This is a genomic window from Paenibacillus gyeongsangnamensis (genome assembly GCF_027533625.1).
GTDB classification, from domain to species: Bacteria; Bacillota; Bacilli; order Paenibacillales; family NBRC-103111; genus Paenibacillus_G; species Paenibacillus_G gyeongsangnamensis.
In genome coordinates this window covers 158532-178043 of record NZ_JAQAGZ010000002.1, presented here as the reverse complement: position 1 = coordinate 178043, position 19512 = coordinate 158532, and the positions used below count along the sequence as shown (strand labels likewise).

The window sequence follows — 19512 nt, the reverse complement described above, 5'->3', positions numbered from 1 at the left end:
TTGCGTGAAATCGAAATACGCCAAGCTTAAAGATGAGATTAAATCGTGGATCCTTCAGGGCAAGGTTGTTCCTCACGAAAAAATCGGTACCGAAACCGAATTCATGGCCATGTTTGATGTGAGTCGTCATACCGTTCGTCAGGCTATAGGGGATCTGGAAAAAGAGGGATGGATATACCGCAAGCAGGGAAGAGGCACGTTTTGCTCTGTACCGCCCATTCGCGTCAATCCGGCGCAGGGCACCAGGACCATCGGTGTTATAACCACGTATATATCCGATTATATTTTTTCTTCGATCATGAGAGGGATCGAGTCCCAGTTAAGCCATATGGATTATACGATGATACTGGCAAGTACCAATAATAACATTGAGAAGGAAAGAAAATGCATAGAATCGATATTAATGCGTAATGTAGATGCCATTATCGTTGAACCTACAAAGAGCGCCTTATATAATCCGAACATTAATTACTTTTTAAACCTGGAGAATCATGCAGTTCCCTACGTTATGCTGAACGCCATTTATCCCCAGCTCCGAGGACCCTGTTTGAGAATGGACGAGGAGAAAGGGGGATTCATCGCTACCGAGCATTTGATACAGCTTGGCCATACCAAGATCGCGGGAATTTTTAAATCCGACGACATTCAGGGCGTGAACCGTATGAACGGATTTATTCAGGCCCATCGGAAATATAATTTGCCGATATTGCCGGGATTCATTATTGCCTACGATACCGAAGGGCAAAGGCAAACCATTGAGAGGGAAATAAGGGACTTGTTGGACAGCCAAAAATACGAGGTTACTGCTATGTTTTGTTACAACGATGCGGTTGCTCTGAATATTATTAATATTCTTCGTGAATTCGGACTGAAAGTTCCGCATGATGTCTCAGTTATAGGATATGACGATTCGTATTTGGCCGAGATGTCGGAAATTAAGCTGACTTCCATTGCTCATCCCAAAAGAAAGATGGGTACGGATGCGGCTAAATTGATCGTGGATATAATCGAAGGAAAAATCGCAGACCCACATAACCAATCCGTTATTTACCCGCCTCAACTTGTGGTTCGAACCTCCACATGCAAGGTCAATGAATGATACATAATTAAATCGGTTCGTGTTCATATCAAGTCGTATGTTTTTCTGATTTCGCTCATGATAATATCCCCTCCAAGTATACGGTATGCGCTTTTCGGCACTTGTCTACTTAAAGGGGATAATATCAAAACATGGGCAACCTGTTGAAGTGTACGGAAGCTTGTTAATCATCAAATGTCTATTGACTCAAGTGTTGCTGCAACATAAAGACGCGATGGGGAATATGATCAACTGCTTAAATAAGGATATATCGTCCTTATTCTGCAGAGGCTCGTTTCAATGTGACGGCGCTCCTTAATCCCCGTAAAAACCAAAAAAAGGTCAAACAGGCCGCGACCATCCCGAGAATTCCGGCAAAATAAAAACCGCTCCGTAGTCCTGCCCACTCGTTCAATCCGCCTGCCAGAAACGGTCCAGCAAACATCCCGAACGCATATAGCGCTTGATAAAAGCCCATGGCGGTAGCCCGCTTTTCCTCCGGAAAATGCTGGATAGCCCGCGCCAGCAGCAACGGAAAGTGTAACCCTTGGAAGAAACCGTTAAGGGCTTGGGTCAGCACGAGCAGCGAATAATCGGTCACTATGGAGGTTGCGGCGGAACAAATCGCACTGAACAAAAATCCGATAAGCACGACAGGCCATGCGCCAAACCGAGGGGCAAGAATCCTGCCAGTGATAAAGTTGCTGACCGCATGGGGAATCATGAAAGCGACGACGAGCAACGTTAAGCTCACTTCATCGGCCCCAAGAGATACGGCGTAGGAGGGCGTAAATCCGAACATCGTGATAAAAAGTACACTGTGAGCTAAAATGGAGAGAGTCGCCACTTTTTGGAGCAATGAATCTTTCATGACGGGCAACACTTCGCTGTATTGCATTGGTGCCCGGTCAATGCTCTCCTTCGGCTCCTTTAGCAGCAGAGCCAGAACAAAACCGGTGAAAGCAATAACGCTTCCTGTCCAAAAAACGGAACTCCAGCCTCCTGTCTTTACCAAATAGCCACTTAAGCTCATACCGATCATTTGACCGAATGCGGTTAGCAGGCTAATAGAGCCCATTGCTCTTGTCGCCTGATCGCTTCGGTACATTCCGGCATACATCACGGTAAACGGCGCCCAAGTGGAAGCGGCTAACCCCGACACGATCCGTCCGACAAGCACCCAACCGATTTGTTCGCCCCATGCGAAACACAGACAGCTCAACGCCGTGGTTAACATGCCGAGCAGCACATATGGTTTGCGTCGCTTCATTCGGTCGGAAGAAACGCCTATCGGCAGCCGGAGACAGATTTGGGTAAGTCCATAACTTCCAAGCACAACACCGGCCATGCTGTAGGAAGCGCCAAGATGTAGAAGGTAAGGCGATAGGATCGGAACATAAACATAAAGTGAAGACCAATATAGTATGGTGACAAGCGCTAGGACGGTATGATTCGCCCGTCCTGAAGCTGGAAACTTCATGACTGGATCTCCTTTGGTGGTATCAAAAAATATTTGACCCAACACCGGCTGTTATCCCGATAGCCCCTTATAAAAGAAGAAAGCTATTAAAATAGTATTGTTTACAGACTCATTTGCAATATCGCTTTTACATCCTGCTCGTTCAACGGCTTGAAAGACCCGACGGTGCCGAAACGTACCGTTTCCGTAGCCATCCGATTCAGCTGTTCTTCGCCGATACCCATATCCGCCAAACGGGTCGGTGCTCCAATGCGGCTGAAATAAGCCCTTGTGGCCTCGATGCCTGCCAGTGCAATTTCCTCATCGGATTTTCCATTAGGATCCACCTGCCACACACGTACGGCAAACTGGACAAAACGGTCGATGCGTTCACGGTAAACATATTTCATCCAGTTCGGGAACAAAATGGCCAATCCTGCTGCATGAGCGATATCGTAGATTGCGCTGACCTCGTGTTCAATCATGTGAGTCGCCCAATCGTTTTGCATACCGACACTAATCATGCCGCCGTTTAATGCATACGTCCCGCAAAGCATGATATTGGCACGGGCCGCATAATTCGTCGGCTCCATTAATGCGATTTCACCATTTTCGATCACCGTTTGCAGGATTGATTCGCACAACCGTTCCTGAAGCGGTGTATCCGGAGTGGAACTGAAATATTGTTCAAAGACATGCGACATCATATCGACAATCCCGTTAACGGTTTGATCCGCCGGAACTGAATAAGTGAGCGTTGGATCCAGGATCGAAAACTTCGGAAAAGCATGAATGCTTCCGAACGCTTTTTTCAAATTTTCCTCCCAGTTGGTAATAACAGAGTTCCCGTTCATCTCCGAACCGGTCGCCGATAGCGTCAGCACCGTGCCGAGCGGCAGTGCGCCTTGAATTTGCGCCTTGCGGATGAGGAAGTCCCATACATCCCCTTCATAAGGTACGCCGACAGCTACCGCTTTAGCGGCGTCGAGCACACTGCCTCCACCGACGGCCAAGATGAGATCCACGCCCTCTTCCCGGCACAAATCGATGCCTTTACGCACCGTGGTAACTCGAGGATTAGGCTCCACACCCGGAAGCTCTACTATTTTCGCCCCTACCTGCTGCAGTTGACTGATCACCCGATCGTACAAACCCATCTTTTTTATGCTGCCTCCACCGTACACGAGCAGTACAGTCTTCCAGCCGCCGCTCTTAACCTGCTCTCCCAACTGATCTGCCATCCCTGCGCCGAACAAAATCCGGGTCGGATTTTGAAATTCAAATGAATTCATTGTATATCCTCCATCTTATAAATTCTCACCCAACTATTATAGCTACACCGTGCGAGAATGAAAATAACTGATAAAAGTTTCAGCTTCTTACCTTAACGTAACTTAGTAACCATATGATGATTCCCATGATGCCCAATACGGCCTGCTCCTTTACTTCGACAGATCCGTCCGGTGGCGGGCTGCGGCTTGTACGCGGAGTAACGCGGCGCAGCAGCAGCCAAACAAAGCCATCCCAACCGTCACCGTGCCCAGCAACCCGGAAAAGCCGAATCGGTCGTAAAGGCTTCCCGCGGCGACCGGACCGATTCCGCTCCCAAGAAAAAGGGAGAACGCGAAGATGGAAACCGCGGTGGCGCGTGCTTTCGGCAGTAAATCCGTCGCATAGGTCTGTAGGGTCGAGTGGCAGTAGCTGAAGCCGAGTCCGAGCACGATAAACCCGGTGGTCAGCGCGGCGACGTTGGTCCAGGCCCATACGGCGGCAAACCCGAGCGTCATGAGAAACGCGCCGAACAACGGCATCCGTGAAGCCCCAAGCCGCCCGATAATGCGGGTAATCGTCCTGCTGCCAACAAACGCTCCCAGGCTATAGGTCGCCGTAAGCAGACCGATGACAAGATAAGACAAATGCAGCTCTTCAACGCCGTATACTCCAAGAAACGTAAAACCGGCATAAAAGACAAAACCTTCACAGAAGACTAGGCCGTATATAAGCCACGCCCGCTTCAACTGCACCAGCGTCAGATATCGCTTGAGAAGGGGCAGCGTCTCCCGGCCGGCCGCCGGCTCCTCGTCGCGTTGGCGGCGAAGCGTCCACAAGGTCGGGATCGCCGCCACACCGAGCAGCAGGAACAAAAACCGGTAGCTCGCAAACTGGGCGACTAACCCGCCGATTACGATGCCCATCGCCTGCCCGGATGTGGATAGCGACATAAAGAAGGCGATCGCCCGGGGACGTTCATTCAGCGAATATAAATCGCCGATTTTCGCCAGGGTCGTCGGGATAATGCCTGCGGCGAACATCCCGGTAATGATTCGCAAAACAAGCAACCAGGAAAAAGCATGGACAATTCCGCAAGCCAAGGTGCCCAAAGAAAACAACGCCAAAGAAAATAGGATGGTCCGCACCTTGCCCGCCCGGTCGGCGATTGGACCATATACCAATTGAAAGAGCCCGTAGGGAATCGAGTACGCGGTGACAAGCAGCGCCGCCGTGGACGCCGTCGTATGAAACACGCCGGCGATCGCCGGCAGCATGGGGGCGATCGCCCGGTTGTCGGCGTTCACCAAAAAGCCCCCCAAGCCGAGCGCCCACAGCAGCCTTCCTCTTCCCAATGTAGGTTGATTGTCCTTCATAAGCCAGTATTCCTTCTTTCCTTCACATGGATGGCGACCGGCCATTGTGGCGCGGCAAAATACGGCCCCTTTTGGACCAGTCGCATGCAAGTTTGATGGACAAAAATAATTGTAAACTGTGATAATAAAGTTTTTGTTTGGGGTATGATCAATGCTGTGAACGAGTCACTTTCTGAACCTGCTTTAATGCTGCAGATTTGTGATTGACCAGATAAATACTTAAACCGATTAAGATAAGCCCGATGACTAGATTGATGGTAAAAGGCTCCTTCAAAAACAATGTTCCGCTGAAGACAGCTATGAGCGGTACAAGAAATGTATAGGAAGCGACTTGACTTGCACCTCCGGATTTTACGAGCTTGAAATAAACGGCCCATGAGGCTATAATCCCGATCAAAATGCCAAATACGAGACCAAATAAATAGGAAGCGTTCCATACAATGCTTGTCCATTCCTCCGTCATGGAGCCTGCCGCTGTGAGCACGATTCCCCCAAGTAAGAATTGTAAAGCAACGAGCCAGAGGGAATCGACACGATGTCCTTCTTTTTTAATATAAACGATACCGAGCGCCCAGCTTATTCCGGAACCCAGTGCAATTATGATTCCCACTACGGCAATATGCCCGGAGAAACCTCCGGCACTGACTGTGACAACACCCATGAAACCGATAATCAGTCCTATGAGCTTGGAAGTGGTCATCGGCTCCCCAAGCCACATCCAGGCGAAAATACCTACAAGCACCGGCTGAAGATAAACCAGAACAGAGAACAATCCGGAAGGCATGTGTAATAAACCGACCGTCTGCAGCCCAAAGAACAATACGACATTGAGCGCGGCGGAAATGAGATACACCTGATAATTTTGTTTCCAGCGAATAAGATGCCTTCTTGGGAATAACAAGACGGTGAGCAGCAAACCGCCAAACAGTGTTCGCATTCCGGAGAAAAGAAGAGGAGGAGTATAGTCTAGCGCTATTTTATAAATCGGCCAGGAAGCTCCCCATACGAAAACGAGGAAGGCAATGAGGCCTAATGATTGAAGGCGTGACAATCTTTTCATAATATATCTCTATTTCTCCTTTAATAAATTTTTATTCAATTGTATAAACTCCCTTGTTAATAATCAGAATATATACAGTGAAGCCCCGGAGATAAGGGGCTTTGTTTGATTAATGATCGTGTGTTAAAGCATCTGTTTGCCGCGAGTTTATTAAAGCAAATGCTTGCCGCTATGGAGGAAAGTTGGACTTTCCGACATTATGTTTGAATTAGTTCTTGATTAAATGTAATACTTCTTCAGCAGTATTTTGGATATGGCACCGAAGCTCTGATTCAGCACGATCAGCATCATGATTCCTAACTGCGTCAAAAATCTTGTAGTGTGCAATTTGTGACTTTGAATTAATATTGGATAATGGAACAACGATTCGCCGAATCGTTTGAATTTTTTCGTGAATACTTCGGGTTGTCTTTGATAAGTGCTGATTACGGGAACACATAACCAAAGTTTCGTGGAAATCCAAGTCTAAGTTGTTTAAACGAATAAAATCTCCCTGCTCTAATGCCTGATCCCCATCCTCAAGAATTTGTTGTAATTTTTTTATATCACTTATTTCAATTTTGCTAGCAGCGATTCGTATGGCTGGTATCTCCAAAAATTCACGTATTTGATATAGATCCTCAAAATCTTTAGACGTATACGTAGTTATCGTAGCACCACGATAACGGTCAATGCTTACTAATCCATCTTGAGAAAGTCGCGCCAGAGCTTCTCGTATCGGTGTAGAACTTACGTTAAAATTTTTCGATAATTCTAACTCTTTTAAGCGATCCCCTGACCGGAAATCCCCAGATAAAATAGCTTGGCGTAACGATTCATAAATGGAATCCGTAAGTGTTCTTATTTCATTGATTTTCATGGAGGCCTCCTTAAAAAAATAGATGATATATACAATTCATACCAGAAAAAAACTATTAAATCTATATTGATTTAATATTATGCAGAATATATTATATATTATATATTATAGATATGGTCATTGAAAAATAAAATTAATGCCGGATTCGATCAAATTGACTGAGAAATCAAGATCTATTATTTGTTGATGCGATTTAAAGAGGAGGAATTCTACTTGGAGGATGAAATCTTTAATGCTTTTTGCCGCCCGGTACGACAGTTATTTGAAACGATAGATTTAAATCAATTGTCGGATTTTGAACCGGCCTTTACTTTTAACCCAATTGTAGCTGCCGGAGGGGAGGCGCCTTACACAGAATGGGATATAGTACAGAAAATAACCTCATCCGAGAAAATGATTTCAAAAGACAAGGAATTAACAAATTGGACTGTATTAGAGCTGCTGCTAGCTGTGAGAGCAGGAAAAGTGAATCCAGTTGATATATTGACTGCATATCATAACAAAATTTCAATTGTAAACCCTTACATTAACGCTTTTATTTTGACATTAGAACCGGAAATATCCACTTTGCCCGAAGGACAATTAAAAGGCGTTCCATTTGGTCTGAAAGATATTATTGATGTAGCAGGAGTCACAACAACAGCCGGTTCCCTACAGCTTAATGGTCGTATTCCAGAACAAGATGCCGAGGTGGCAAATCGTTTAATGAATGCCGGTGCGATACTGCTAGGAAAGCTTAACACACATGAGTTCGCTGATGGAGCCACCGGGGATAATCCACACTTCGGACCCGTCCGAAATCCCTGGAATCTAAATCATTTCTCAGGGGGTTCGTCTTCTGGGTCAGCAGCAGCAGTGGCAGCAAGGATAGCGCCTTTTGCTTTAGGAACTGACACAGCTGGCTCCGTCCGTATTCCCGCATCTTGCTGTGGTGTAGTTGGGCTTAAGCCTACGTATGGATTAGTTAGTCGATCGGGAGTATTGCCGCTATCGTGGTCTTTGGATCATGTAGGGATCTTAAGCCGCTCGGTTCGTGACGCAGGTATAATACTTGACGTAATAACAGACCGTCCTGTCGGCTTCGAAAATGTACTAGCAGCGCCAATAAACTTGGAGGGACTTCGAATAGGGATTCCACAAAATTGGATAGAAAACGGAGTAGAGCTTGAAGTTCGAGCTGCTTTTGAGAGCGCTCTGGAGGCCTTGCGATTGTCAGGTTGTATCATATCTGAGGTTAAAATTCCATCTGTAAATGATTTGGCTGCAATTGCCCGATCTATCTTGTTTTCCGAAGCTTCGGCTTGGCATTTACCCTTTCTGAAATCTTCACCTGAGCTTTACGGGGAGGATGTACGCGCTCGGAAGGAGGCAGGGTTAAAATTCCAGGCGTTTGAATACATTAATGCCCATCGTATTCGCGCTCAATACTGTACTGAAATGCATAATTTATGGAGCAATATAGATATTTTGGCAACTCCTACAACACCTTTAGTTGCACCATCATTAAATGCCCACCCAAAGATATCGGCTGACCTGAGTCGCTTTACGATTGTCGCTAACCTCCTTGGATGGCCGGCGATTTCAGTTCCTTGCGGCTTTAATAAAGAAGGATTACCGGTTGGAATACAGTTAATTGCACCTCCTTACCGTGAACTTCGTCTTTTGCGAGTGGCTGCTGCTTATGAAGATCTAACTCTTTGGAGTAGTAAGGCACCGAATCTAGAATTTTGATATTGGAGATAATAATTTTATAAAACTATAGGACTAATTTAAGGAGGAAAATATGAATAACTATAATGCGGCCGAAAGGTTGGAAAGACTTCCGTTTACCAGGTGGCATTGGGGAATCATTGCCATAGCTTTAATTATTTGGCTAACCGAAGCAATTGATAACGGACTTACGGGAGCAACCATTCCTTCTCTTAAATCAGCCTTTAAACTTTCAGGAGCTGAGATTGGTACAATTGCTTCCGTTACCACTTTGGGCATTATTATCAGCTTAATATTGTCTGGAGTAGCTATTGATTACTTTGGCAAGCGCAAGACTCTTATGCTCGGAATGTTAATTTTCGGATTGGCTACGGTGATTACAGCGTTTGCACCATCATTTTCTATAGTTATACTGTTCAGATTTTTGGCTGGTTTAGGCATGGGAATGGTTTTTACGATTCCTTATCAATTCGTCGTAGAATTTGTTCCTGCAAAATATCGTGGGTACGCAGTTGGAAGCATCAACGCAGTGTTGAATTTCGGGTATTTTGCAAATCTGCTGGCAGCATCAATAATAGTTCCAGATTATGGATGGAGGCCTATGTATATTTTCGGCGGAATTTCATTAATTGCTTTAATTTTCGTATATTTCTACATGCCGGAATCTCCGCGTTGGCTTGAAATGAAAGGTCGTCACGCTGAATCTGATCGCATGCTTAATCAGATCGAAGGAAAAATTCAACGTTACTCGGGTAAACCACTTCCTGAAGTGTCACACCGAATCCCGCTTGTTGAAAGTACAAAAAGTGCTCCATTTAAAGAAATTTTTAGAGGGCAATTTCTGCGTCGAACATTAATATTATGGGTGACAACATCCTGCCTTTGGTCTACTTGGTATCTTTTTTCTCTTTATCTGCCTCAAATGCTACAGATGCAAGGATACGAGCTTGGCGGAGCGTTATTAACTTCTGCCGTCGTAAATGCGACTCCTATTGCTACTCATTTGTTTGGAGCATGGTTATTGGATAAATTAGGAAGAAAACTGACTATCAGTTTATATTCAATAATATCCATGATCGGAATTATTGTGTTCGCTTTATCTAAAAGTTATGCGTGGGGCTTAATCGGCGCGTCAGTTGCGTTTAGCTTCATGGGAGCATCCTTTTCCTTTACGAAACTCTTTGCAGCTGAACAATATCCAACAAGATTGAGGGGTACCGGTACGGCTTGGACTGAAGCCGTTGGCAGGGGAGTAGCGGGAGCACTTATTCCTATATTGTTGGCAGAGGTTCTGATAAATAATGGAATCTTAGCTGTGAGCGAATTGGTCTTAGTACTGGGGGTCATAGGTATTATCATATTCGCAATTGGGTCTAAGGAAACAAAAGGCCTTGTATTGGAGCAACTGGACCCTAAAATAAGTCAACCAGAAAGTAAATCATAATCAATTGATAATTAAAGAATGGAGCGTTTAACAATGGACAGAAAAGTGTATTATGATGAACAATGGAGAGAATCCGTTTGTGATTATCATGCCAAGCCGGGTATAGTACAAGCAACGTTCGGTGAATGGAAAGAGAGTGACTTTGGTCTGGAAGGCGAATATTACGGGTTAAAATCGTTCCTAGGAACCCAATATATCTCGATCGGTATTTCGTCATGAAAATAACAGCATTAAACCATCGTGTGGTGTCAGTTCCTGTACAATATCCTGTCATCTCAAGTGTACGGCATAATTCACAAATTGTGTTCGTTATTTTGGATGTATTAACTAGTGAAGGCATTTCAGGGATTTCATATGCGCAAGCTTTCAATATTCATGGAGCTAAAGCAATCAAGTCATGTTTGAATTACCTTGAAGGCATTGTAATTGGAGAAGACCCGCGGGATATTGAGAAGATATGGCGCAAAAACTGGGAAACGATGAAGCTTCTCGGACTACAAGGTTTGCCTATGTTTGCTCTATCTATGGTTGATATTGCGTTATGGGACATTTTTGGGAAAAGTGTGAATTTACCGGTATGTCGGTTGCTGAGAGGGACTCCCGGAGCTTTCGATTCTTATCAAAGTGATGGGCTTTGGTTAGTTTCCGCGTTGGAAGCTGCCAAGCAGGCGGAAGAATTTGCGATTATGGGCTTTTCTTCTATGAAAATGCGTTTGGGCCGCAAATACATGAAGGAAGATATACAGGTGGTTGCAGAAATCCGCAAAGCCGTCGGGGAAAACGTTGAGATTTTAGCTGATGTTAACCAAGGATGGATAGCGGAGCAGGCAATGAATATGGAAAAGCATTTGCTTGCAGCTGGAATCGGATGGCTCGAGGAGCCGATTGAAGCAGAGAATATGGAAGGACATTCGCGATTATCCGATAAGATGCAGGTTCGGATTGCTACAGGAGAAAATCTATATGGGGTACGTCCGTTCCAACACTTTTTGCAGATGAACGCAGCCTCTGTTTATACCCCGGATTTGCAGCGTATAGGCGGCATCACTGGATGGATACGGATCAATTCGCTTATGGAGCAATACCATATATTATCCGGAATACACTTGTTTCCTGAGTTCGCCGTTCACCTTTTTCCTATAATCAAATATCCCGTCAAATTGGAATGGATGGGCTGGGCAGGAGCTTTATTTAAAGAGCCTTTGAAATGTGAAGAAGGCGTAGTTAAAACGCCCGACCGCCCTGGCTTTGGTTTCGCATGGGACGAAGAGAGGATTGCGCAATATCAGATTGAGTAATGAAATAAAGTCTTGATGTAAAAAACCTTAGGTTAGAATGTTAAAAATTCTATCCTAAGGTTTTTTGTCATTTTAAGAAAAAATTTCTTTTAATATTGATTTAGCTTTAGAGCAAACCGATATTGTTCTTGCTTCGTAGCCTATCAATAAGGAGGTAATATTTCGTGAATCTGAACCAACCCGTTTGAAGAGCATCAGAAAATAAAAGAACTCAAAGGAGAATTGATCATGAAAAACCAGTTGATATTTTTTACTGCTATTATTACATTGGTTGTGGCCCTTACAGCGTGTGGGGAGAATAAAGACAATAGTTCAGCGGCGGCTGTCGCATCACCCCCAACTACTTCTACCTCAGAAACCAAAGCAACTCCAAACACACCTGCAAGTTCTGAAACTACTCAAGAAGTAAAATTGATCGCAAGTGCGGTTACTTTCAAATATGACAAATCAGAGTATCATGTAAAAAAAGGTATCCCCGTCAAATTAACATTGGAAAATAAAGATGGGTTGCACGGCGCGAAATTAGCCGATTTTAATATTAATTTAAACAATAGTAATCCTACAGCAACTTTTACACCAGACAAAACCGGTACATTTCAAATCAGATGTTCGGTGCCATGTGGACCCGGTCATATGGATATGACCGCAAATTTAATTGTTGAGTAATAATAATATTATTAGAGTGCGCTTTTTTTGCGAAATTGATGTTTAGGGTTGGGTTTCTACGATTTTGGCACATTACGCCTGCTATTCCTTGGTTAGCCGTTCGGGCGCACCTATTGATACCTTCATGTCTGGGAGTCTTTGTATGGAGAAAGCCCGCTGTACTTTAAATCGAGAAATATTAATATAAATTTAACCTATAATTAATCGGTATTTAATGAGTATCTAATGGGCATTTAATGGGCAAGAGATATAATTGTGAAACAATCGGTGTTGTAGTTAGGATCCTAAAACCTTGGGTTTGGAGTGATTTTGATGAAATCCTAAAATCCCCCATTTGATAATTCCACGATCTTCACGCAGGGACATCAAGTGCTTTCTTTAATCCCACTTGCGCTCTCCCATAGTCTGTGATTTCGCATCACATCGACTGTCATATACGAATTATTGCCGTGTAACGTCTTCCTGAGGGAAGACGTTATCCGTTTTTAAGGCTTTAAGGTAATAATACCCACCTGGCCATTTGCAGTAAGACTGAATAGTAGACACAGATCATTCGTGAAAGGGTTGGAAGTAGAATGTGGGTATTCTTACAGAATAAACTAAAAAAGTTAGATCCCTTGATTCTAATCATCCTGGTATTTTTTTTAATTATCAGTACGATGGTGATCTATAGCGCTACATGGCATACAAAGTATGCGGGGATTCACAAGAACAACCTGATTATGTTTGGAGTCTTGTTTATCCCTGTAATAGGTCTATCAGTCACAGATTATCGCATATTTGTCCGGCATTTATCGATAATTCTTTACGTAGTAGGCATTATCCTCCTCGGGTTTGTTATGTTTAAAGGGATGGACATTAACGGGGCGAAAAGATGGATTGACTTGCATTTCATGCAATTTCAACCTTCTGAATTGGTGAAGGTCTTCGTGATATTACTTTTGGCCAAGTTGCTTGAACATAGGGAAGGGCGTACACTCCGATTTTTTCGTGATATTATCCCAATGGCACTGGTCACTGCTATCCCCTTTATGATGGTGCTGGAGCAACCCGATCTTGGGACTTCGTTTGTATTTGTTTGCATTTTTATTGGAATGCTTTGGATGGGCAATGTTCGAATCCTCCATGCCATAGGAGGGCTAGTTGGCTTTACTTCCGTTGTGGGTGGCCTGACGTGGTTATATTTTAGGGACTTCAATCTGCTTTCGAAAATCCTAAAACCCTATCAACTTCACCGCATTCAAACTTTTTTGGACCCGAACAGCAATCCCGATCAAAGTTACCAAGTAGTAAATTCCATCCAATCAGTGGGCTCAGGGCAACTGTTAGGCGAAGGATATTTGCATGGGACGATGGTACAAGGAGGATTTATCCCGTATGACTATGCCGATTCCATTTTTGTGGTCGTGGGGGAGGAATTTGGCTTTATCGGATCCGCGGTATTAATTTTGCTCTATTTTTTCCTCATATACCGTATGATCCTAATCGCTATAAAATGTAATGATTTAGCTGGACGCTATCTTGTAATAGGTGTCATTTCAATGCTGGCATTCCAAATTTTTGAAAACATTGCCATGCATACGGGTTTAATGCCGCTTACAGGGATAGCACTGCCATTTATTAGTTATGGCGGCACTTCATTATTGACAAATATGATCTCAATGGGACTTGTTTTGAGTGTTAAGGTACATCAACTAGAAACGCGGTCATGAATGTGATAGCAATTCAGCTCGGGAAATTTCTTTAAACGGATCCCCCGTCGCTAAAAGTGCTGCCTGTCTCAAAAGAAAAACCAAAACGGTTGCTCAGCAAGGGCTGCTGGGATCCGCCGCAGTTACGTGTCGCAGATCGAAAAGAGAGGGCTAACCTTACGTAAAGCATTTCCGAAATGCCGCATAGATATACCCGTCAGCAGGTTATTTTATTCTCTTCAATTGATGTTCTATGAATTCAATGCATTTGCGGGCGGCAAATCCCAGATACTTATCAGCCCTGTAAATAATTCCAATTTCTCTGGTGGGTGTATGATCTTCGATGGTGATCAGCCGCAAAGTCGGGTCATTAAGCGATTTCGATAAGTCAAGCGGCTGTACGGTTGCACCAATGTTGGATCTTACAAAATTGAAAAGAGAAGGCGCCGTAGTCGTTTCGACCGCTACATCCAGCTGAAAACCAAATGCCCTGCATCGGTTTTCCACTACTTCTCTGCCCATAAAGTCACTGGGATACATGACCATCGGAATGCCCTTTAATTCGAGTAAGGAAACGGCATCACGATCGGCAAGCTCGTGCTTTTCAGAAACGACCAGAACAAAGGATTCGGAATATAGCGGTCTTGTAACAAGTCGAGGATCTGGTGACTGGATCAACGTAATCCCGATATCCGCTTCATTCGCGAGCACCAGCCGAGGGATTTCAACGGAAGATATTATTTTCAGGCTCACTTTCGGATAATTTCGGTGATAATCAATGAAAAGCGGCGTTATCCGATAATCTAATTCTGCCGGTAAAACCCCAACCACTAAATTGCCTCCTTGAAATTCGCGAAGTTCCTTGATTTCAAGCAAAGCATTTTGACGGTCTTGTACCATTCTCCTTGCATATTTGAGCAGAATCATGCCTGCTTCTGTGAGCGCTATGCGTTTTCCAATACGGTCAAACACAAGAGTTCCCAACTCCTCCTCCATCGCACGCAATTGCAAACTGAGCGTAGGCTGGGATATTCCCAGCTTTTCCGCTGCTTTGGTAACATGCAATTCCTCGCAAACAGCAATGAAATATTCCAATTGTCGAAGTTCCATGAAGGCATAACTCCCTAAAAATCATTGGTATTTTTAATGATTATAATTGTTTTTACCCAATTGATCAATTAAATGACATTAATGTATTATCGTAATAGATTCACTTTATAAACATATTATACATTTATATTTAGAAAGGATGTGAATGAACTTAAGAATAATGAACCCGTTCATGGTTAGCAATGCAATTGAATCAACTCAAAATTAATTGTAAAAGGGTGAATTAGATGGATGAACAAAAGAAAATACCGGTTAATCCTTCAAGAAGGAAATTTTTGAAAAACGCATCTCTGGCGGTTGGCGGTGCAGTCATCGGCGGCGGAATCGTTAACAATCTGTTAGGAGTCAAAGCTGCGGCTGCCGATAATAAATCGGCAGATAAAGTGAAACCAAAAGACCTGGAAACGGAGTCCCGTTTTTTGGTGAAAAACGGTTTGGTGATCACGTTAGAAAAATCAGATCCGGATTTTATGAATGCAGATATTTTGGTGGAGAACGGTAAAATTACAGCAATTAAACCGAACATGGACATTTCGGGAGTTCAAGTCATCGATGCATCGGGTATGATCGTAATGCCTGGTTTAGTAGACACCCATCGCCATGTGTGGGAAGCTCTTGTTCGGGGAATCGGTACCGACTGGTCGATTGGCACCTACCTGAACACGATTTATTTTCAAGAGCTTGGGGGTAAATTGCGGCCTGAAGATTCCTATATAGCCGATCTTCTGGGAGCGCTCGAGGCTCTTAATGCAGGAGTTACGACGATGCTGGACTGGTCTGCGATCAATACCCCTGAGCATGCCGACGCCCTGATCCAGGGGCTGCAAGAGTCCGGAATTCGTGGCGTATTTGCCCACGGCACACCAATTACGAACATTTTAACTTATTGGTCTCCCGACAGCACTTATATGCATCCGTGGGATGCCAGACGCATCAAGCAGCAATATTTTTCTTCCGATGATCAATTGTTGACGATGGCTTTAGCCATTCGTGGGCCGGAATTCGTATCTATAGATGTCACAAGACAAGATATTATGTTTGCCCGGGAATTGGGAGTGATCGCTTCGATGCACGTTGGCGTCGGAATCGCCGGCGTACAGAAGAAACCCGTCCTTCAACTGCGTGACGCCAATCTGCTCGGTCCGGATTTGAACTTTGTCCATGCAACGACGCTTACGGATGAGGAGCTTAAGTTAATCGGTGAAAGCGGCGGTTCCTTATCGTCAACTCCCGAAGTGGAATCACAGATGGGACACGGCTGGACGGCCGTCGGAAGATATATCGCGCAAGGATACCGTCCTTCGCTGGGAGTCGATGTTGTGGTATCTACCGGACCGGATATGTTCTCCCAAATGAAATTTGCATTGCAAGTAACTCGCGCCATTGAGAATGCAAAAATTTTGGAAAGCGGAAAAGATGTCGGCAAGCTGAGTCTTTCTGCCAGGGATGCGCTTGAGTTTGCAACGATTGAAGGCGCACGCGCTCTGCACTTGGATCATAAAATCGGCACCTTGGCTCCGGGCAAGCAAGCGGACATGATTTTTGTTCGTAGCACCGATCTTAATCTTACTCCTGTTAATAATCCTATTGGTTTGGTGACACTTTGCGCCAACCCAAGCAACATTGATTCCGTATTTGTCGCCGGGAAAGCCATGAAGCGGAATGGGCAATTATTGAATGTCGACCTGGATCGCGTTCGCCGTTTGGCAAACGCATCTACAGAATATGTTCTTAGTAAATTTGGTCCGACTCCTCAATTCTAATTGATGGCAGGTGAATCGAATGGATAACCAAAGCGAGTTCATAGACCATCTTTCTGAACTTCGAAAACGACTTGTGTATATTATTATTTGGTTTTTTATTACACTTTGCGCCGGATTATATGAGTCACCCAATATTCTGTTGTTCATTAAAAATCAGCCGGCCGCAGTGAATATCGAGTGGAATGTATTTTCGATGACAGATGGCTTGTTTATTTATATGAAATGCGCTTTTCTGGTTTCCATTCTATTTACACTGCCGCTCGCGCTATATCACATTTGGGCGTTTGTAAAGCCCGGCTTAACCGAAAAGGAAGCGAAGGGGACTCTGACCTTCGTACCCGCATCATTTTTGCTTTTTTTGCTTGGAGTCTGTTTCAGCTATTTTATGGTGTTTCCGTCTATGGTCTCTTTTATGACAAAAATCAACAGCAGTATCGGTGCAGTGGAAACGTATGGAATCGACCGTTATTTTTCATTTATGTTCAGTGTCATTTTTCCAATCGGAGTTGCGTTTGAAATGCCGGTTGTCGTCTTGTTTTTGACGAAAGTAGGCCTGCTCGATCCAGTCAAGTTCAAGAAAAGCAGAAAATATGCCTATTTGGCGATGGTGATCGTCGGATCGTCCATTTCACCGCCCGACTTTGTCTCCCACTTATCGGTTACGGTACCGTTGATTTTATTATTTGAATTAAGCCTCATCATCTCTTTCTGGTATTCTAAAAAAATGAAGCGTTCCTCAACGGACACCACTACGCAGGAGGTGCAAGGAAATGTTTAATAATATTGGAATTCCCGGATTAATCCTTATCGCCATAGTTGCTTTGGTTATTTTCGGCCCTTCAAAATTACCGCAGCTCGGCAGAGCGGTTGGTGATACTCTTCGAGAATTTCGCAGCTCCACAAAAGGTATCGTCGAAGATATAACGGAGGATAAGAAGTCTGAAGAGCAACAAACGAACAAGCTGCAATAATTTTTATCAAAAAATCCAGGTCAGAGCGCCGAACCAAGGCCAACAAACTGACTTGGATTTTTTTAACGTTTATTCCAATTTGTTAACGCTTCATAATATTGATATTTTTACAGAATTCACATCAAATTCTCTTGTACAAATGCTATTATACAAATAACAACTAGATACCACTAACGAGCCTTAGATGAGAGAGGTGAAACAATGCAAATATCAAGCGTACAAGCCGGGCAACAATTACAACAACTGCAACAAACTGCTAAGGTTCAAGGATCAGCATCGGGAGAAGCAAATGAAAGTGCTTCTGAAAAAGCTACCGAGCTGCAGAAAAAAGCTGTTGCACAAAGATCAGGCCTAGGAGTAAATCTTATCGCGAATGCCGCATTTTAGTGTTATGACACATAAGTGACTAAAATTAAAAGGAAGTGCTTCAATTATGTCTTATTCCTGGAAACGCAATCTTTTTATATTATGGATTGGATCTTTTTTAATAAGTGCGGCCTATTCCGTCTCTATTCCTTTTATGTCCATTTTTTTGCAGGATGATTTAGGTGTATCCGATCATCTTGAAGCTTGGACGGGAACCATTTTTGCTGTCGCTTTTTTGACCAGCGCACTCATCGCGCCCTTTTGGGGGTCAATAGCAGACAAATACGGTCGGAAGCTCATGATGCTGCGAGCTGGATTTTGCCTATCGATCACATATTTTTTGTATTTTATCGTACAAAACCCTTATGAACTGTTTTTTTTAAGAATATTGGAAGGATTATTGGCAGGTTATATTCCCTCGGCCATTGCTCTAATCGCAACCAATACGCCGGAGAAGCATGTCGGTTATGCACTCGGTATCATCTCAACTTCGACTGCGGCTTCATCTATTGTGGGCCCTCTTATTGGCGGTGTCGTAAGTCATTGGATAGGCCCTCGTGACACTTTTATGGTTTCAAGCATCATGGCGTTTATTGCTTTCCTTATTGCTTTATTCTGGGTGAAAGAACCTCACTTTAAGAAATCCTCAGCGAAACGCTCCAGTGTTATCAGTGATTTAAAAGAAGCCGCTTCAAATCAAAACCTGATATTAATCCTTTTCCTGGTCTTTCTTACTTCCACATCGATCATGATTTTAGAACCGTTGTTGACTATATATGTGTTGCAACTCGGCTCAAGCCAATCCTCTGCGTCTTTAAATTCAGGTATCATCTTCTCGGCTGTTGGTGTTGCCACATTGATCGCTGCTCCGTTTTGGGGGAAATTTGGAAACAAAATCGGAGATGGTAAAGTTTTATTTATCGGTCTCCTTGGCGGGGGAATTGGAAATTTACTTCAAATCATTTTTAGCAATTTAATTGGTTTCGGCATTATACGTTTTGTTTATGGACTATTCTTTGCCGCCGTTTTTCCTGCACTTAATGCATCCATTGTAAGGAATACGGATCCCGGTTTTCGAGGCCGAGCATTCAGTTTAAACCAAATGGCTAATCAATTGGGACTCATGCTTGGGCCGGTCATCGGGGGATTTTTAGCGACGCATCTGTCTATACCCATCGTTTTTTTGATCAACGGTATTTTGCTTTTAATCGTGGCCATACTGCTTAAGACTCCGAAATTCTCATTTTATAAAAGCAGTAATTCTATGGAAATGGACAAGCAGAACGTAGGAGTAAACAAAATACGACAAAATTGACGCCTTACAAAAGCAGCCTTCGTTGTAAAATCTGAGTATTTGAATTCATGACTTATTTCAAATATCTGTACAAGACC

Annotated in this window: 18 protein-coding genes; 12 read left to right on the top strand and 6 right to left on the bottom strand. The window is 43.9% G+C overall.

The features are described from left to right. The first annotated feature begins 4 nt into the window (after positions 1 to 4). Positions 5 to 1099, top strand: coding sequence for a GntR family transcriptional regulator (locus tag O9H85_RS03830; protein WP_269880150.1), 1095 nt, complete (start codon positions 5 to 7; stop codon positions 1097 to 1099). Positions 1100 to 1355: 256 nt separating this feature from the next. On the opposite strand, the gene O9H85_RS03825 is transcribed toward O9H85_RS03830, so the two are convergent. The 5 genes from O9H85_RS03825 to O9H85_RS03805 all read right to left on the bottom strand — a co-directional run bounded on the left by O9H85_RS03825 (position 1356) and on the right by O9H85_RS03805 (position 7101). Then, positions 1356 to 2558, bottom strand: a complete 1203-nt coding sequence (locus tag O9H85_RS03825; protein ID WP_269879974.1) for an MFS transporter — start codon at positions 2556 to 2558, stop codon at positions 1356 to 1358. Between the two features lie 101 nt (positions 2559 to 2659). Beyond that, positions 2660 to 3829: an iron-containing alcohol dehydrogenase gene (locus tag O9H85_RS03820; protein WP_269879973.1), complete on the bottom strand. Its 1170-nt coding sequence runs from the start codon at positions 3827 to 3829 to the stop codon at positions 2660 to 2662. A gap of 150 nt (positions 3830 to 3979) precedes the next feature. Beyond that, positions 3980 to 5182, bottom strand: coding sequence for an MFS transporter (locus O9H85_RS03815; protein ID WP_269879972.1), 1203 nt, complete (start codon positions 5180 to 5182; stop codon positions 3980 to 3982). A 148-nt stretch (positions 5183 to 5330) separates the two neighbouring features. After that, on the bottom strand, positions 5331 to 6242 hold the full coding sequence (locus O9H85_RS03810) for a DMT family transporter (protein WP_269879971.1): 912 nt from the start codon (positions 6240 to 6242) through the stop codon (positions 5331 to 5333). Positions 6243 to 6450: 208 nt separating this feature from the next. Beyond that, positions 6451 to 7101 (bottom strand): GntR family transcriptional regulator, encoded by a 651-nt coding sequence (locus O9H85_RS03805; RefSeq protein ID WP_269879970.1) that lies wholly within the window; start codon positions 7099 to 7101, stop codon positions 6451 to 6453. 213 nt (positions 7102 to 7314) lie between these two features. On the opposite strand from O9H85_RS03805, the gene O9H85_RS03800 reads away from it, so the two are divergent. From O9H85_RS03800 to O9H85_RS03775, 6 genes are all read left to right on the top strand, one after another. Continuing rightward, positions 7315 to 8832 (top strand): amidase, encoded by a 1518-nt coding sequence (locus O9H85_RS03800; RefSeq protein WP_269879969.1) that lies wholly within the window; start codon positions 7315 to 7317, stop codon positions 8830 to 8832. A gap of 52 nt (positions 8833 to 8884) precedes the next feature. After that, the gene (locus O9H85_RS03795) at positions 8885 to 10255 is read left to right on the top strand and encodes an MFS transporter (RefSeq protein WP_269879968.1); all 1371 of its coding nucleotides are present in this window, start codon (positions 8885 to 8887) and stop codon (positions 10253 to 10255) included. Between the two features lie 33 nt (positions 10256 to 10288). Next, positions 10289 to 10474: a hypothetical protein gene (locus tag O9H85_RS03790; RefSeq protein ID WP_269879967.1), complete on the top strand. Its 186-nt coding sequence runs from the start codon at positions 10289 to 10291 to the stop codon at positions 10472 to 10474. Next, entirely contained in the window at positions 10471 to 11553 is a 1083-nt protein-coding gene (locus O9H85_RS03785; protein WP_269879966.1) for an enolase C-terminal domain-like protein, read from the top strand. Before O9H85_RS03790 ends, O9H85_RS03785 begins: the two co-directional genes overlap by 4 nt. Before the next feature lie 228 nt (positions 11554 to 11781). Further along, positions 11782 to 12219 (top strand): cupredoxin domain-containing protein, encoded by a 438-nt coding sequence (locus O9H85_RS03780; protein ID WP_269879965.1) that lies wholly within the window; start codon positions 11782 to 11784, stop codon positions 12217 to 12219. A 575-nt stretch (positions 12220 to 12794) separates the two neighbouring features. Then, positions 12795 to 13931 carry an FtsW/RodA/SpoVE family cell cycle protein gene (locus O9H85_RS03775; protein ID WP_269879964.1) on the top strand — a complete coding sequence of 379 codons (1137 nt, stop codon included), beginning with the start codon at positions 12795 to 12797 and terminating at the stop codon, positions 13929 to 13931. Positions 13932 to 14135: 204 nt separating this feature from the next. Here O9H85_RS03775 and O9H85_RS03770 read toward each other — a convergent pair whose 3' ends face one another. Then, positions 14136 to 15020, bottom strand: coding sequence for a LysR family transcriptional regulator (locus O9H85_RS03770; RefSeq protein WP_269879963.1), 885 nt, complete (start codon positions 15018 to 15020; stop codon positions 14136 to 14138). A gap of 227 nt (positions 15021 to 15247) precedes the next feature. Here O9H85_RS03770 and O9H85_RS03765 point away from each other — a divergent pair, with 227 nt between their 5' ends. From O9H85_RS03765 to O9H85_RS03745, 5 genes are all read left to right on the top strand, one after another. After that, positions 15248 to 16783 (top strand): amidohydrolase family protein, encoded by a 1536-nt coding sequence (locus O9H85_RS03765; protein WP_269879962.1) that lies wholly within the window; start codon positions 15248 to 15250, stop codon positions 16781 to 16783. A 19-nt stretch (positions 16784 to 16802) separates the two neighbouring features. Then, the gene (gene tatC, locus O9H85_RS03760) at positions 16803 to 17561 is read left to right on the top strand and encodes a twin-arginine translocase subunit TatC (RefSeq protein WP_269879961.1); all 759 of its coding nucleotides are present in this window, start codon (positions 16803 to 16805) and stop codon (positions 17559 to 17561) included. After that, positions 17554 to 17754 carry a twin-arginine translocase TatA/TatE family subunit gene (locus tag O9H85_RS03755; RefSeq protein ID WP_269879960.1) on the top strand — a complete coding sequence of 67 codons (201 nt, stop codon included), beginning with the start codon at positions 17554 to 17556 and terminating at the stop codon, positions 17752 to 17754. The genes tatC and O9H85_RS03755 overlap by 8 nt, the downstream gene beginning before the upstream one ends. A 201-nt stretch (positions 17755 to 17955) precedes the next feature. Then, positions 17956 to 18141 carry a hypothetical protein gene (locus O9H85_RS03750; RefSeq protein ID WP_269879959.1) on the top strand — a complete coding sequence of 62 codons (186 nt, stop codon included), beginning with the start codon at positions 17956 to 17958 and terminating at the stop codon, positions 18139 to 18141. Between the two features lie 46 nt (positions 18142 to 18187). Further along, positions 18188 to 19435 (top strand): MFS transporter, encoded by a 1248-nt coding sequence (locus tag O9H85_RS03745; RefSeq protein WP_269879958.1) that lies wholly within the window; start codon positions 18188 to 18190, stop codon positions 19433 to 19435. Positions 19436 to 19512 lie beyond the last annotated feature (77 nt).